Here is a 13336-nt window from a genome sequence, read left to right as displayed (position 1 = left end):
AAGAAGAATAAATTGAAAGAAGGAAATCCAATCATGGGAAAACTTGAAGTTATTGCTCATCCGCTTATTCAGCATAAATTGTCTATCTTGCGTCGCACAGATACCTCTACCAAGGCTTTTCGTGAATTAGTTGATGAAATCGCAATGCTCATGGGATATGAAGTTTTGCGCGATTTACCACTTGAAGATGTCGAAATTGAAACACCGATTACGAAAACCATTCAAAAGCAGATTGCAGGGAAGAAATTAGCTATTGTACCAATCCTGCGGGCCGGTATTGGCATGGTGGATGGACTTCTGAGCTTGGTTCCAGCAGCTAAGGTCGGCCATATCGGAATGTACCGTGATGAGGAAACCTTGAAGCCGGTTGAATATCTGGTGAAACTGCCAGAAGATATTGACCAACGTCAGATTTTTGTTGTAGATCCAATGTTGGCTACGGGTGGTTCTGCTATCTTGGCTGTGGATTCTCTGAAGAAACGTGGTGCTAGCCATATTACATTTGTCTGCTTGGTTTCAGCGCCTGAAGGAGTAAAAGCCTTGCAGGAAGCTCACCCAGATGTTGATATTTTCACGGCTGCTCTGGATGACCATCTCAATGACCATGGTTATATCGTACCAGGACTGGGAGATGCAGGAGATCGTCTTTTCGGAACCAAGTAAAAGTTTCTATTTGACCTTTTTTGACCAAAAGGATATAATAGTTCCGTAATTTGAAATTCTATTTCCTAGTTTGATAGAAAATTTTAAAAAGAGAAAGAGAGAAAACTATGATTCCTGTAGTTATTGAACAAACCAGCCGAGGAGAACGCTCCTATGATATTTACTCCCGGCTATTAAAAGACCGCATTATCATGCTGACTGGCCCAGTAGAGGATAATATGGCTAATTCAGTCATTGCCCAGCTCCTTTTCTTGGATGCACAGGACAATACTAAAGATATTTATCTCTATGTAAATACGCCGGGGGGATCCGTTTCAGCAGGTCTGGCTATTGTGGATACTATGAACTTCATCAAGTCTGATGTTCAGACCATTGTTATGGGTGTAGCTGCTAGCATGGGAACAATCATTGCTTCCAGTGGTGCTAAGGGCAAACGCTTCATGCTTCCAAATGCAGAATATCTGATTCACCAGCCAATGGGCGGAGCTGGAAGTGGTACTCAGCAAACGGATATGGCCATTGTAGCTGAGCACTTGCTTAGAACTCGTAATACCTTGGAAAAAATCTTGGCCGAAAACTCTGGCAAGTCCGTTGAGCAAATCCACAAGGATGCGGAACGCGATTACTGGATGAGTGCTCAGGAAACCTTGGAATACGGCTTTATTGACGAAATCATGGAAAATAGCAATCTGATCTAACAGAGGAGGAGCCAAAAGCGGTTCCTTTTTTGCTGTTTTGAATCTGACAAGCTACCAAGTTCCGGTGTTTTAAGCTGACTATAAAGCTTTTCAGGGCTAGTTTTTTTGACCTATCTTTGCTATAATCATCTAAGAACTACATGGACCGGAAAGGAGTTTTATGATAGAGAGAGAAGAAAGAGTGGGCTTGATTGTCTATCTTTACTATAATCGAGATGCCAAAAAGCTGGCTAACTTTGGGGATATTATTTATCATTCTAAGAAGCATCGCTATCTGCATCTCTATGTCAAGCAAGAGGACGCCCAGAACTTACAGGAGAATCTTCCCAAGGAGCGTTATGTTAAGCAGGTTCGAATTTCTCATATAAAAGAACTAGATCAAAACTTTGTTGGAAGCCTGTATAGAGAGCAAGAAAACGTTATCATTTGATAAAGTTTCTATAAGGGGTTGACAATTGTCAGATAATTCGATATATTCTTACTATATCATCAATCAAATCACTTAAGGAGATTTCGGAATGAAGAAAAAATTTGCACTATCCCTAGTAGCTTTTGCTAGTGCGGCTCTTCTCGCAGCTTGTGGAGAAGTATCCAATAACAACTCAACAGCAACTGGTACAGAAATTGGCGATACGATTAAATTTGGTTTCAACTTTGAAGAATCAGGTGAAGTAGCAGCCTACGGTACAGCTGAACAACGTGGTGCTCAGCTAGCAGTTGATGAAATCAATGCTGCTGGCGGCGTAGATGGTAAGAAGATTGAAGTTACTGATAAGGATAACAAATCAGAAACTGCTGAAGCATCTACCATCACTACTAGCTTGGTTACCCAAAGCAAGGTAAATGCAATCATTGGCCCTGCGACTTCTGGAGCTACAGCTTCAGCTACTGCAAATGCTGCTAAAGCGGGTGTACCAATCATTACACCAAGTGCGACACAGGATGACCTGACCAACAAGCAAGATTATCTTTTCCGTGCTACCTTTATTGATAGCTACCAAGGTAAAATCATTTCTAAGTATGTCACTGACAACTTGAAAGCTAAGAAAGTCGTTCTTTACTACGACCAATCTAGTGACTACGCTAAAGGAATGGCGGATGCCTTCAAGAAGGAATTCAAGGGTGAGATTGTAGCAACAGAAACGTTCCAATCCAAGGATACAGACTTCCAAGCTGCTTTGACAAAGATTAAGGGCAAAGAATTTGACGCTCTGGTTGTTCCAGGTTACTATACAGAAGCTGGTAAAATTGTTAATCAAGCGCGTGGTTTGGGTATTGACCAAACAATCGTTGGTCCTGATGGCTTTGGTGATGCTAAGTTCGTTGAGCAAGCAACTCCTGCTGCAGCTACAAATGTTTACTATGTATCTGGCTTTACAACTTCTGGTGAAATGTCAGAAAAAGCTAAGAAGTTTGTTGAAGCATACAAAGCTAAGTATAAAGAAGAGCCATCTATGTTTGCAGCTCTGGCATATGACTCTGTTTATATGGCAGCAGAAGCAGCCAAAGGTGCTAAAACTTCTGTAGATATCAAAGACAACTTGGCTAAGCTTAAAGATTTCGATGGAGTGACTGGTTCAATCACTATTGATAAAGATCACAATCCAGTGAAAACAGCTTTGATGATTGGCTTGAAAGACGGTCAAGTAGATACTGTAGAAACAGTTAAAGCGGAATAAGAGTTATGAGGCTGGGGCTATCCCAGTCTTTGACTTGTTTTCTATTTTTAGTTGTTTGGACGAAATTAGTAGATGATTTCTTGCTTTATGAATCTATGGATTGAAAGAGTATTGTTTTATAATCTATTCTTCTTCGTTTCTCAATCAACTATTATTCGTATTTTGGGAGTGGGATGATAAAATCACGACCTAGTCTGCTGATTTTTGTCCCATTCCTTATTTTATTATAGAAAGAGTGGTGTCTAATGCTCCAACAATTAGTCAACGGTCTAATCCTAGGTAGTGTCTATGCGCTTCTGGCTTTGGGTTATACCATGGTTTATGGGATTATTAAGCTGATTAACTTTGCCCATGGCGATATCTATATGATTGGTGCCTTTATGGGTTATTACTTGATTAATATCCTGAAGTTTAATTTCTTCCTTTCTCTCATTTTAGCGATGATTGGGACAGCGATTCTCGGTGTGGTTATTGAGTTTTTAGCCTATCGTCCTCTGCGAAATTCGACTCGGATTGCGGCTTTGATTACAGCCATTGGGGTCTCCTTTCTCCTCGAATATGGCATGATTTTCTTTGTCGGTGCCAATACCCGTTCCTTCCCGCAGGTTATTAAAACAGTACGCTTTAACTTGGGGCCGATTTCTATCTCAAATATTCAGCTGCTGATTTTGGGAATTTCGATTTTCCTTATGGTGGCTTTGCAGTTCATCGTGCAGAAGACAAAGATGGGTAAGGCTATGCGCGCTGTATCCGTAGACAGTGATGCTGCTCAGCTGATGGGAATCAATGTCAATCGCACGATTAGTTTCACCTTTGCTTTGGGTTCAGCTCTTGCAGGAGCTGCTGGTGTTCTAATTGCCCTCTACTATAATTCATTAGAGCCTTTGATGGGGATGACTCCAGGTATTAAGTCCTTTGTAGCGGCCGTTCTCGGTGGTATTGGAATCATTCCTGGTGCAGCACTTGGTGGCTTTGTTATCGGTCTTTTGGAAACTTTTGCGACAGCGCTTGGATTATCTGATTTCCGCGATGCCATTGTCTATGCGATTTTGATTGTCATTCTTTTGATCCGTCCAGCTGGTATCCTCGGCAAAAATGTGAAAGAGAAGGTGTAAGGTATGAAAAAGAATTTAAAGGTAAATATTTTCTGGCTTGGCCTTGTCTTAATCGGCTACCTGCTGATGACAGTATTGGTTAGTGCCGGTGTTCTTAATGCTTTTTACATTCAAATCTTAGAGCAGATCGGAATTAATATTATTTTGGCTGTGGGGCTCAATCTCATCGTCGGATTCTCGGGTCAATTCTCTCTGGGGCATGCTGGCTTTATGGCTATCGGTGCCTACGCTGTAGCAATTATTGGCTCTAAATCGCCAACTTATGGAGCTTTCTTTATTGCTATGCTGGCGGGCGCTGTCATTGCTGGTATTGTGGCTTTGGCAGTTGGTTTGCCAACACTACGTCTTAAAGGGGACTATCTCGCGATTGCGACTCTTGGTGTCTCAGAGATTATCCGGATTCTGATTATTAATGGCGGTACTTTGACTAATGGCGCAGCTGGTATCCTATCCATTCCGCCCTTTACTTCTTGGCAGATGGTCTATGCCTTTGTTGTTATCACAACTATTTTGACCTTGAATTTCCTGCGCAGTCCGATTGGCCGCAGTACTCTGTCTGTCCGTGAGGATGAGATTGCTGCCGAGTCTGTTGGGGTTAATACTACTAGAATCAAGGTGACAGCCTTTGTCTTGGGAGCTATCACGGCTTCTATTGCTGGCTCTCTTCAAGCTGGCTTCGTTGGTTCAGTTGTTCCTAAGGACTATTCCTTTACCAACACTATCAATATCTTGATTATTGTCGTTTTTGGTGGTCTAGGCTCTATGACTGGAACAATCGTAGCTGCAGTAGTATTGGGCATTCTCAATATGTTGCTGCAGGATGTATCCAGCATTCGGATGATTGTCTATTCTTTAGCTTTAATCTTGGTCATGATTTTCCGTCCAGGCGGACTTTTAGGAACTTGGGAGCTCAGTCTATCTAAGCTCTTCAAAAAGAATAAGGAGGTCAAAGAATAATGGCACTTCTTGATGTAAAAAATCTAACTAAAAATTTTGGCGGTCTGACTGCTGTCAGCGATGTGACCTTGGAACTCAACGAGGGTGAGCTGGTTGGTCTGATTGGCCCTAATGGTGCAGGAAAAACGACTCTTTTCAACCTCTTGACTGGTGTTTATGAGCCGAGTGAAGGAACAGTGACACTGGATGGTCATTTGCTCAATGGTAAGGTTCCTTACAAGATTGCTGCTTTAGGGCTAGGGCGGACCTTCCAGAACATCCGGCTCTTTAAGGACCTTAGTGTTTTGGATAATGTTTTGATTGCCTTTGGTAATCATCATAAGGCTCATGTGTTAGCTTCTTTCCTCCGCCTGCCAGCTTACTACAAAAACGAAGAAGAACTCAAAGACAAGGCTTTGGAGTTGCTGAAAATTTTTGACTTGGACAAGGAAGCAGAAACCTTGGCTAAGAACCTAGCTTATGGTCAGCAGCGTCGCTTGGAGATTGTTCGGGCATTGGCAACAGAGCCTAAGATCCTCTTCTTGGATGAGCCAGCTGCAGGGATGAACCCTCAGGAGACAGCAGAGCTGACTGCATTGATTCGACGGATTAAAAACGAATTTAACATTACCATCATGCTGATTGAGCATGACATGAGTCTGGTAATGGAAGTCACTGAGCGAATCTATGTGCTGGAGTACGGCCGCTTGATTGCGCACGGAACACCTGATGAAATTAAGAATGACAAACGTGTTATTGAAGCTTATCTAGGAGGTGAAGCCTAATGTCCATGCTTAAAGTTGAGAATCTCTCTGTCCATTATGGCATGATTCAGGCTGTCCGTGATGTCAGCTTTGAAGTAAACGAAGGAGAAGTCGTTTCCCTGATTGGTGCCAATGGAGCTGGGAAAACGACCATTCTCCGGACTATTTCAGGCTTGGTTCGTCCAAGTGCTGGTAAAATTGAATTTGTAGGTAATGAAATTCAAAAAGTTCCTGCTCAAAAAATCGTAGCAGCTGGACTTTCGCAAGTACCAGAAGGCCGTCATGTCTTTCCAGGTTTGACCGTTTTGGAGAATTTGGAAATGGGCGCCTTTCTCAAAACAAATCGCGAAGAAAATCAAGCCAATCTCAAAAAGGTCTTCTCTCGTTTCCCACGCTTGGAAGAGCGTAAAAACCAAGATGCTGCAACCCTTTCAGGTGGTGAGCAGCAGATGCTGGCTATGGGACGGGCTTTGATGTCTACACCTAAGCTTTTGCTCTTGGATGAGCCTTCTATGGGTTTGGCGCCGATCTTTATCCAGGAAATCTTTGATATTATTCAAGATATTCAGCGACAAGGAACGACAGTTCTTTTGATTGAGCAAAATGCAAACAAGGCTCTCTCTATCGCTGACCGCGGTTATGTCCTTGAAACAGGTAAAATCGTTCTGTCCGGAACCGGTCAAGAACTCCTCGCTTCTGACGAAGTCCGAAAAGCATATCTAGGTGGCTAAAAATGTCTGGGAGACATTTTTAGGTTGTGGATAGAAAGTTACGATAGTAACTTAACATTTTGAAAAGGTCCATTGGACCTTTTTAAGTTGCAGATAAAGAAAACAAGTTTTTCGTCAAGATGCCTAGGGGATTGTTTCAGGTTGCAGATGGGAACTCGCGGTAGCGAGTTTTCGCTCTTTAAGGTCCAATGGACCTTTTTCTTTGCTTTGAAGCTGAGAAGTCTTTTGTGATTTCAAACCTGTCATCATATTTAAAATCCACACATTCAAAAAAAGCAGTGTGAATACACTGCCTGTCAATCGAAACATATTTGAATATCAGATTTTAAAACATGAAGTTCTATACTTTAAAAATTATTTGCTAGGTGCAAATAGATTAAATCCAACATGGTACATAATTGCGAACATGACTGCAAAGATAATCACTGCTAGGACTAGCTGAACGCCTTTGGGTAGATTGTTTAATTTATCCATCAGATTTTTCATGGGAACTCTCCAATTTTACTAATATTTTAGTAGTATTGTATCTTTAATATATGACCAAATCAATACATGTTCTGATATAATTGAAGACCTGAAACTGATGCTTATTAACACGTTTCTGAATAGCTAAAAGTTTATCTTTAAAAATGGTCTCTGAAGTGAGATAGTATAGTTGACTATTTCCTATCTTCAATTTTTCCAATCGTAGGATTTTTCTAAATTTTGAAAACTTAGGCAAAGAACTTGGAAGCGTTTGAAATCAGCTGCAAAATAAAGTATAATAAGTATAAGAATTTTGGATAGGAAGAAGGGGGAACTCTTATGGCAGTTAAAGATTTTATGACGCGTAAGGTGGTTTATATCAGCCCAGATACAACGATTGCTCATGCGGCAGATATGATGCGTGAGCAGAAGCTCCACCGTCTGCCGGTGATTGAAAATGACCAATTAGTGGGACTAGTGACAGAAGGAACGATTGCAGAAGCTAGTCCATCTAAGGCAACGAGCCTGTCCATTTATGAGATGAACTATCTTCTCAACAAAACCAAGGTTGGTGATGTTATGATTCGGGATGTGGTCACGATTTCTCAGTTTGCCAGTCTGGAAGATGCAACCTATCTGATGCTGAAAAATAAGATTGGCATCCTGCCTGTCGTGGACAATGAACAGCTTTACGGAGTTATCACAGACCGTGATATTTTCAAGGCCTTTTTAGAAGTATCTGGCTATGGTGAAGAGGGAGTTCGGCTACGTTTTGTCACTGAGAATAAGGTGGGGGTTCTTGAGCAGATTATCCATCTTTTGGTGGAAGAAAATCTCAACATCTCCAATACAGTCAATATCCCACGCAAGGATGGCAAAATCGTCATTGAAGTACAGTTAGCTGGTGATATAGACATGGAGCTTCTCAAGAAAAAATTTGAAGAGCATGCTATTAAGCTGGCTGAGATTACACATACTGCTGCAAAAGCCTTATAAGTCATAAAAAAGCCTCATCGTTAGATGAGGTTTTTAACGTACAATAGGTTGTTTGTTGGAATCTAAAGTGAAGCCTTCGCCCAAGATCTCATGGGCTTCGGTAATAGTAGTAAAGGCAAATGGGTCGACTTGGTTAATGAGTTTCTTCATTTGCTGCATTTCATTACGAGAAACGACACAGTAGACAATTTGCAAATCCTGCTTGCTATAGAAGCCTTGCCCCTTGAGGTAGGTCACTCCACGATCTAACTTGTCATTGATAGCTTCAGCCAGCTCTGTTGGCTTACTGGTAACAATAAGGAAGCCCTTGCCGGCAAAACCTCCTTCTGCAATCAGGTCAATGACGCGGGAGGTGATAAAGACAAACATTAGGGTGTAAGATACCATGCGTAAGTCTTTGAAGACTAGGAGAACCAAGGTAATGACTACAAAGTCAACCGTCAGCATGAGTCTGCCCATGGAAATGCTGGTGTATTTATTGAAGATGCGAGCTACAATGTCGGTACCGCCAGTTGTTCCGCCAGCATTAAAGATGGTGCCCAGTCCGATCCCCATAATAATCCCCGTTCCAAGACAGGCTAGTAAGACATCGCCGTCCAGAGCTGAGATAAAATAGTCTTGCAGGTGTTTGGAGGCAGGTATAATTTCAAAAATCTTGAGCCAAGCAGACACAGAGAAGGTCCCCAGAATGCTGAGGTAGAGGGTTCGCGAACCCAGTAGCTTCCATGCAATAATAAAGAGAGGAATGTTAATCACTAGGTTGGTCGTTGAGACAGGGATTTTAAATAGATAGTAGGTAATCAAGGTCAGACCCGTTGCTCCGCCCTCATACAAATGAAAAGGAATGACCAAATAATGAATCGCAAAAGAAAAAATTCCAGCCCCAAAAATGATGGCTAGTACGTTTTTTAATTTAAACATAAGATCCTCCTAAATCTCTTTCCAGAAATTTCTTCTGAATATATTTTACCAAAAATTTAGCCTTTGTAAAACACTTTGAAAAAATATTTAAAGTTTTTCTTATGATGGGCTTTTAGCTTTTTTTTGGTAAAATAAACAATAGATAAAAAAGAGTGGGATGATAATAATGAGTTGACGGAGTCGGCTCTTATCAAGCTGCTCAGCAATGTGGACGGACTCTGAAAAGTAGCTTATATCAAGCTTTAGAGTAATTCGCATCTGCATTTTCTTATAAAGATTAAGAAATTAGAAGTTAGAGATTAAAGGTAAAGATGAAAAATGGTATTTTGATTTCGCTGGAAGGTCCGGAAGGGGCTGGAAAGTCGAGTGTGTTGGAAGCCTTGCTTCCTTTTTTGAAAAATTATGGCACTGGTCTGATTACGACGCGGGAGCCGGGCGGTGTCCAGATTGCGGAGGCTATTCGCGAAGTGATTTTGGAGCCTAGCCATACGGCTATGGATGCAAAGACTGAGCTCTTGCTGTACATTGCCAGCCGCCGTCAGCACTTGGCTGAGCGGGTTTTGCCGGCTTTAGCACAAGGGAAAATCGTCTTGATGGATCGTTTTATTGATAGTTCAGTAGCCTATCAGGGATACGGCCGAGGGCTGGATGTATCTGATATTGAATGGCTTAATCAGTTTGCGACAGATGGACTCAAGCCTGATTTGACCCTCTATTTTGATATTGATGTTGTAGAAGGGCTGGCGCGGATTGCTAAGAACGAAAGTCGAGAGGTGAATCGGCTTGATCTGGAAGGTTTGGACTTGCATCAGCGGGTTCGACAGGGCTATTTGGCGATTCTTGATAAGGAGCCCGAGCGCTTTGTCAAGGTGGATGCTAGCCAACCTTTGGATAAGGTGGTGGCTGATAGTTTGGCCATCATTCAGGAACGATTTGGGAATCTGTCATGAAGATAAAAGATTTACAGCAAAGCCAGCCCAGCTTGTTTGAGCAGTTTCAGCATATTCTGGAACAGGGGCGGCTTAGTCACGCCTACTTGTTTACCGGAGCTTTTGGCAGTTTTGAAATGGCCCAAATCCTGTCTCAGAGTCTCTTTTGCGAGAATAAGCAAGGCGTCTGGCCTTGTCAGTCTTGTCGTTCTTGTCGTTTGATTGCAGAAGAAGACTTTTCTGATGTAACAGTGGTGCGACCAGCTAATAACATTATCAAAACTGACCGAGTTCGGGAGCTGGTCCGAAACTTCTCTCAGACTGGTCTGGAAAGCAGTCGGCAGGTTTTCATTATCTGCGATGCGGATCGGATGCACGTTAATGCAGCCAATTCCTTGCTCAAAGTCATTGAGGAGCCGCAGAGCGAGATTTATATCTTTCTCCTGACTGCTGATGAACAGCTGATTCTGCCGACAATTCGAAGTCGGACTCAGGTTTATCATTTTTTGAAAAATACAGCTGCTTTGCAGCACAGCTTGGAGCAGGATGGCTTGATTAAAAGTCGAGCGGAGCTACTAGCTGCCTATAGTCAGACTCAGTCAGAAGCGGAAAGCTTGGCTCATAATAACGCATTTTTTGAATTAGTCAGCGAATGCGAGCGCTTTGTCAAGGATTTTCAGACTCGCTCCAGTCAGGCATTTCTGCAGGTTTCACGTCTGGCAAAGATGGCTGATGATAAGGAGAAGCAGGAACAGGTCTTCAAGCTCTTGGAAGTGTTATTTTATAAAGAGATAGCAACAGAAAATGGTCGACAAGCCTTGGAGCAGCTTTTGCTGGCTCGGAAGATGTGGCGAGCCAATGTATCTTTTCAAAACGCTTTAGAATATATGACTTTGAAGGGAAAGTAAAAAGAGGCAGCACAGGAGTATAAAATGGATAAAAAAGACTTATTTGACGCCTTAGATGATTTTTCACAGACGCTTTTAGTGACCCTTGCTGAGGTTGAGGCCGTCAAGAAAAATCTCAAGAGTGTGGTAGAGGAAAATATTGCTCTGCATCTGGAAAATGACAAGCTGAGGGAGCGCTTGGGAGAGGTGGAGAAGGAAGCTCCGACCAAGACCAAGAAAAACCGGGATAATCTGCGCAAGCTTTACTATGACGGCTTTCATGTCTGTACGGATTTCTATGGCCAGCGCCGGGAGAATGACGCAGAGTGCATGTTCTGCGATGAATTGTTATTTAGGGAGTAGCGATGCAGGTTCAAAAAAGTTTTAAGGGCGAAACTGCCTACGGCATGCTTTATCTGGTCGCGACTCCTATTGGCAATCTGGATGATATGAGTATCCGTATGGTCAATACCCTGAAAGAGGTTGACAGGATTGCGGCTGAAGATACGAGAAACACCGGCCTGCTGCTCAAACATTTTGGGATTGAGACTAAACAGATCAGTTTTCACGAGCACAATGCCAAGGAGAAAATCCCAGTTCTCTTGGACATGCTTCAAAGCGGAAATGATATAGCCCAGGTTTCGGATGCTGGTCTGCCCAGCATTTCTGATCCTGGACATGATTTGGTTCAGGCAGCGCTAGAAGCTGGAATTACTGTAGTGCCAATTCCTGGTCCTAGTGCTGGAATAACAGCCTTGATTGCCAGCGGATTGGCTCCCCAACCGCATATTTTCTATGGTTTTCTGCCTAGAAAGGCTGGCCAGCAGAAGGAATTTTTCACTAGCAAAAAATCCTATCCTGAGACCCAGATTTTCTACGAATCCCCTCATAGGGTTCGGGCTACGCTGGAAAATATGTTGGCAGTTTATGGTAATCGACAAGTCGTCTTGGTGCGCGAGCTGACTAAGATTCACGAAGAGTATCAGCGAGGGCAGATTTCAGAATTGTTGGCTTATGCGGCTGAACATCCGCCCAAAGGAGAGTGTCTCTTGATTGTAGCTGGGGCGGCAGAAGATGCTCAACAAGAAATATCTCAAGAGCAGATTCTAGCTGAAATTGATCTTTTAGTTGAAGCCGGCAGCAAAAAAAATCATGCCATCAAGAACATCGCCAAGAAATACGGCAGGAACAAGAGCGAGCTCTATGCGGTTTATCATGAACTAAGAGAAAGTTGAAGACTTTAAAAATGTGTTTAATCATGCTCCCTGCTGTCAAATTTTTATAGTAGGTTGTTGCTGTTTATCGTACTTAGAGGTTCTTATGCAATTACAGTTTAACTTAGCTTTAATTAAAAATTATAAAAGCAACAGTCAAAAGGCTCGTGTTTTGACAGAAGATTGGGTTGCTCGTCATAGCTATTGCCCAAATTGTGGTAAAACCCCTTTGAAACACTTTGAAAATAATCGCCCTGTTGCAGACTTCTTCTGCCAGAGTTGTTCAGAAGAATTTGAACTAAAAAGTAAGAAGGGAAATTTTTCTTCTATTATTAATGACGGTGCTTATGCAACTATGGTTGAGAGAGTACAAGCAGATAATAATCCAAACTTTTTCTTTTTGACCTATTCTGAAACTTATGAAGTTCAAAATTTTATAGTCCTTCCCAAGCAATTTATAACAGTTGACACTATAATTAAGAGGAAGCCACTTGGTCCGACTGCAAGACGAGCGGGTTGGGTAGGCTGCAATATCGATTTGTCACAAGTGTCATCAAAGGGAAGAATATTTCTAGTTAAAAATGGTCAGATTAGAGAGCCTGAACTAGTACATAAAGAATTTAGAGAGACCTTATTTCTTAGAAAGCAATCTTTTGCTACTAGGGGATGGTTGCTGGAAATTCTCAAATGCTTGGATAAAATCAAGGAGAGAGAGTTTACGCTTGAAGATATGTATTCTTTTGAAGAAAGCTTAAAACTCATTTTTCCTAACAACCATCATATTAAGGACAAGATTCGCCAACAATTGCAATTGCTAAGAGATAAAGGGATGATAGAATTTATTGGTAGAGGAAGATATAGGAAGTTATGAAAATTGATTAAACACTTTCTATAGAAATTAAATCTTTAATTTTTCTATGTCTTCAGACTTAGTAATCCTGACTTAAACTCAGGATTTTTTTGTTATTGACTTTCAGTCTGTCTCGCTCCGGTAGGTGCGAGACAAATAAACCACCCGCTATGCGGGTGCGCATCGAAGGTTATACCAAAAAAACTCCCAACGCGATACAATAAAGGTGTTCAAGCCAATTGTAAAGCGAAAGGAGAAATATATGGCGCAAAAGGCACATAGTTTATCACACACAAAGTGGATGTGTAAATATCACATTGTGTTCACACCTAAGTATAGGTGAATCTTATCTATAATCAATATCGAAACAGTTTGGGTGAAATATTTCACCGATTATGTAGTTATAAAGGTGTTGAAATTATCGAGGGTCACTTAATGCCAGATCATGTACATATGTTGGTAAGTATTCCACCGAGGATAAGTGTTTC

General features: G+C 41.8%; 16 protein-coding genes and 1 pseudogene. 15 read left to right on the top strand and 2 right to left on the bottom strand.

Translation table 11 applies throughout. The features are described 5' to 3' along the window. Positions 1–33 precede the first annotated feature (33 nt). The 8 genes from upp to HMPREF9389_RS00545 all read left to right on the top strand — a co-directional run bounded on the left by upp (position 34) and on the right by HMPREF9389_RS00545 (position 6586). Positions 34–663 carry a uracil phosphoribosyltransferase gene (gene upp, locus HMPREF9389_RS00510; RefSeq protein WP_002903228.1) on the top strand — a complete coding sequence of 210 codons (630 nt, stop codon included), beginning with the start codon at positions 34–36 and terminating at the stop codon, positions 661–663. A gap of 80 nt (positions 664–743) precedes the next feature. Beyond that, a complete protein-coding gene (locus HMPREF9389_RS00515) occupies positions 744–1361 on the top strand; it encodes an ATP-dependent Clp protease proteolytic subunit (RefSeq protein ID WP_268869288.1) in 618 nt (205 codons plus the stop codon). A 160-nt stretch (positions 1362–1521) separates the two neighbouring features. Beyond that, on the top strand, positions 1522–1791 hold the full coding sequence (locus HMPREF9389_RS00520; protein WP_002899797.1) for a YlbG family protein: 270 nt from the start codon (positions 1522–1524) through the stop codon (positions 1789–1791). Positions 1792–1879: 88 nt separating this feature from the next. Then, complete coding sequence (locus HMPREF9389_RS00525; protein WP_002931324.1) at positions 1880–3040, top strand: ABC transporter substrate-binding protein; 1161 nt, start codon at positions 1880–1882, stop codon at positions 3038–3040. A 245-nt stretch (positions 3041–3285) separates the two neighbouring features. Continuing rightward, a complete protein-coding gene (locus tag HMPREF9389_RS00530) occupies positions 3286–4155 on the top strand; it encodes a branched-chain amino acid ABC transporter permease (RefSeq protein ID WP_002897070.1) in 870 nt (289 codons plus the stop codon). Positions 4156–4158: 3 nt separating this feature from the next. Beyond that, a complete protein-coding gene (locus tag HMPREF9389_RS00535; RefSeq protein ID WP_002931322.1) occupies positions 4159–5112 on the top strand; it encodes a branched-chain amino acid ABC transporter permease in 954 nt (317 codons plus the stop codon). Further along, positions 5112–5876: an ABC transporter ATP-binding protein gene (locus tag HMPREF9389_RS00540; RefSeq protein WP_002931321.1), complete on the top strand. Its 765-nt coding sequence runs from the start codon at positions 5112–5114 to the stop codon at positions 5874–5876. The genes HMPREF9389_RS00535 and HMPREF9389_RS00540 overlap by 1 nt, the downstream gene beginning before the upstream one ends. Further along, positions 5876–6586: an ABC transporter ATP-binding protein gene (locus HMPREF9389_RS00545; protein WP_002894681.1), complete on the top strand. Its 711-nt coding sequence runs from the start codon at positions 5876–5878 to the stop codon at positions 6584–6586. The genes HMPREF9389_RS00540 and HMPREF9389_RS00545 overlap by 1 nt, the downstream gene beginning before the upstream one ends. A 354-nt stretch (positions 6587–6940) precedes the next feature. Here the strand turns inward: HMPREF9389_RS00545 and HMPREF9389_RS12330 are convergent, their stop codons facing one another. Then, positions 6941–7072, bottom strand: a complete 132-nt coding sequence (locus HMPREF9389_RS12330) for a hypothetical protein (protein ID WP_002931319.1) — start codon at positions 7070–7072, stop codon at positions 6941–6943. A 318-nt stretch (positions 7073–7390) separates the two neighbouring features. Here HMPREF9389_RS12330 and HMPREF9389_RS00550 point away from each other — a divergent pair, with 318 nt between their 5' ends. Beyond that, positions 7391–8047, top strand: a complete 657-nt coding sequence (locus HMPREF9389_RS00550) for a CBS domain-containing protein (RefSeq protein WP_002931317.1) — start codon at positions 7391–7393, stop codon at positions 8045–8047. Positions 8048–8080: 33 nt separating this feature from the next. Here HMPREF9389_RS00550 and HMPREF9389_RS00555 read toward each other — a convergent pair whose 3' ends face one another. Then, on the bottom strand, positions 8081–8968 hold the full coding sequence (locus tag HMPREF9389_RS00555) for a YitT family protein (RefSeq protein WP_002931316.1): 888 nt from the start codon (positions 8966–8968) through the stop codon (positions 8081–8083). 311 nt (positions 8969–9279) lie between these two features. Between HMPREF9389_RS00555 and tmk the strand changes: the two genes are divergently transcribed. The 6 genes and pseudogenes from tmk to tnpA form a co-directional block, all read left to right on the top strand. Further along, on the top strand, positions 9280–9918 hold the full coding sequence (tmk, locus tag HMPREF9389_RS00560; RefSeq protein ID WP_002931310.1) for a dTMP kinase: 639 nt from the start codon (positions 9280–9282) through the stop codon (positions 9916–9918). After that, positions 9915–10805: a DNA polymerase III subunit delta' gene (locus HMPREF9389_RS00565; protein ID WP_002931304.1), complete on the top strand. Its 891-nt coding sequence runs from the start codon at positions 9915–9917 to the stop codon at positions 10803–10805. The genes tmk and HMPREF9389_RS00565 overlap by 4 nt, the downstream gene beginning before the upstream one ends. A 24-nt stretch (positions 10806–10829) precedes the next feature. Continuing rightward, a complete protein-coding gene (gene yabA, locus HMPREF9389_RS00570; RefSeq protein ID WP_002894690.1) occupies positions 10830–11147 on the top strand; it encodes a DNA replication initiation control protein YabA in 318 nt (105 codons plus the stop codon). Between the two features lie 2 nt (positions 11148–11149). Next, the gene (gene rsmI / locus HMPREF9389_RS00575) at positions 11150–12019 is read left to right on the top strand and encodes a 16S rRNA (cytidine(1402)-2'-O)-methyltransferase (protein WP_002931303.1); all 870 of its coding nucleotides are present in this window, start codon (positions 11150–11152) and stop codon (positions 12017–12019) included. An 85-nt stretch (positions 12020–12104) separates the two neighbouring features. After that, positions 12105–12869 carry a DpnI domain-containing protein gene (locus HMPREF9389_RS00580; protein ID WP_002931299.1) on the top strand — a complete coding sequence of 255 codons (765 nt, stop codon included), beginning with the start codon at positions 12105–12107 and terminating at the stop codon, positions 12867–12869. Between the two features lie 241 nt (positions 12870–13110). Beyond that, positions 13111–13336: pseudogene (gene tnpA, locus HMPREF9389_RS11905) on the top strand (IS200/IS605 family transposase); the annotation flags it as partial.

It is taken from the genome of Streptococcus sanguinis SK355, from assembly GCF_000212855.1.
Lineage (GTDB): Bacteria > Bacillota > Bacilli > Lactobacillales > Streptococcaceae > Streptococcus > Streptococcus sanguinis_A.
This window is presented reverse-complemented; position numbering and strand designations above follow the sequence as displayed.

Excerpts from the sequence above, each read along its gene's own strand:
- upp (WP_002903228.1), top strand. The coding sequence starts at position 34 with ATGGGAAAACTTGAAGTTATTGCTCATCCGCTTATTCAGCATAAATTG.
- HMPREF9389_RS00520 (WP_002899797.1), top strand. The coding sequence starts at position 1,522 with ATGATAGAGAGAGAAGAAAGAGTGGGCTTGATTGTCTATCTTTACTAT.
- HMPREF9389_RS00525 (WP_002931324.1), top strand. The coding sequence starts at position 1,880 with ATGAAGAAAAAATTTGCACTATCCCTAGTAGCTTTTGCTAGTGCGGCT.
- HMPREF9389_RS00530 (WP_002897070.1), top strand. The coding sequence starts at position 3,286 with ATGCTCCAACAATTAGTCAACGGTCTAATCCTAGGTAGTGTCTATGCG.
- HMPREF9389_RS00535 (WP_002931322.1), top strand. The coding sequence starts at position 4,159 with ATGAAAAAGAATTTAAAGGTAAATATTTTCTGGCTTGGCCTTGTCTTA.
- HMPREF9389_RS00540 (WP_002931321.1), top strand. The coding sequence starts at position 5,112 with ATGGCACTTCTTGATGTAAAAAATCTAACTAAAAATTTTGGCGGTCTG.
- HMPREF9389_RS00545 (WP_002894681.1), top strand. The coding sequence starts at position 5,876 with ATGTCCATGCTTAAAGTTGAGAATCTCTCTGTCCATTATGGCATGATT.
- HMPREF9389_RS12330 (WP_002931319.1), bottom strand. The coding sequence starts at position 7,072 with ATGAAAAATCTGATGGATAAATTAAACAATCTACCCAAAGGCGTTCAG.
- HMPREF9389_RS00550 (WP_002931317.1), top strand. The coding sequence starts at position 7,391 with ATGGCAGTTAAAGATTTTATGACGCGTAAGGTGGTTTATATCAGCCCA.
- HMPREF9389_RS00555 (WP_002931316.1), bottom strand. The coding sequence starts at position 8,968 with ATGTTTAAATTAAAAAACGTACTAGCCATCATTTTTGGGGCTGGAATT.
- tmk (WP_002931310.1), top strand. The coding sequence starts at position 9,280 with ATGAAAAATGGTATTTTGATTTCGCTGGAAGGTCCGGAAGGGGCTGGA.
- HMPREF9389_RS00565 (WP_002931304.1), top strand. The coding sequence starts at position 9,915 with ATGAAGATAAAAGATTTACAGCAAAGCCAGCCCAGCTTGTTTGAGCAG.
- yabA (WP_002894690.1), top strand. The coding sequence starts at position 10,830 with ATGGATAAAAAAGACTTATTTGACGCCTTAGATGATTTTTCACAGACG.
- rsmI (WP_002931303.1), top strand. The coding sequence starts at position 11,150 with ATGCAGGTTCAAAAAAGTTTTAAGGGCGAAACTGCCTACGGCATGCTT.
- HMPREF9389_RS00580 (WP_002931299.1), top strand. The coding sequence starts at position 12,105 with ATGCAATTACAGTTTAACTTAGCTTTAATTAAAAATTATAAAAGCAAC.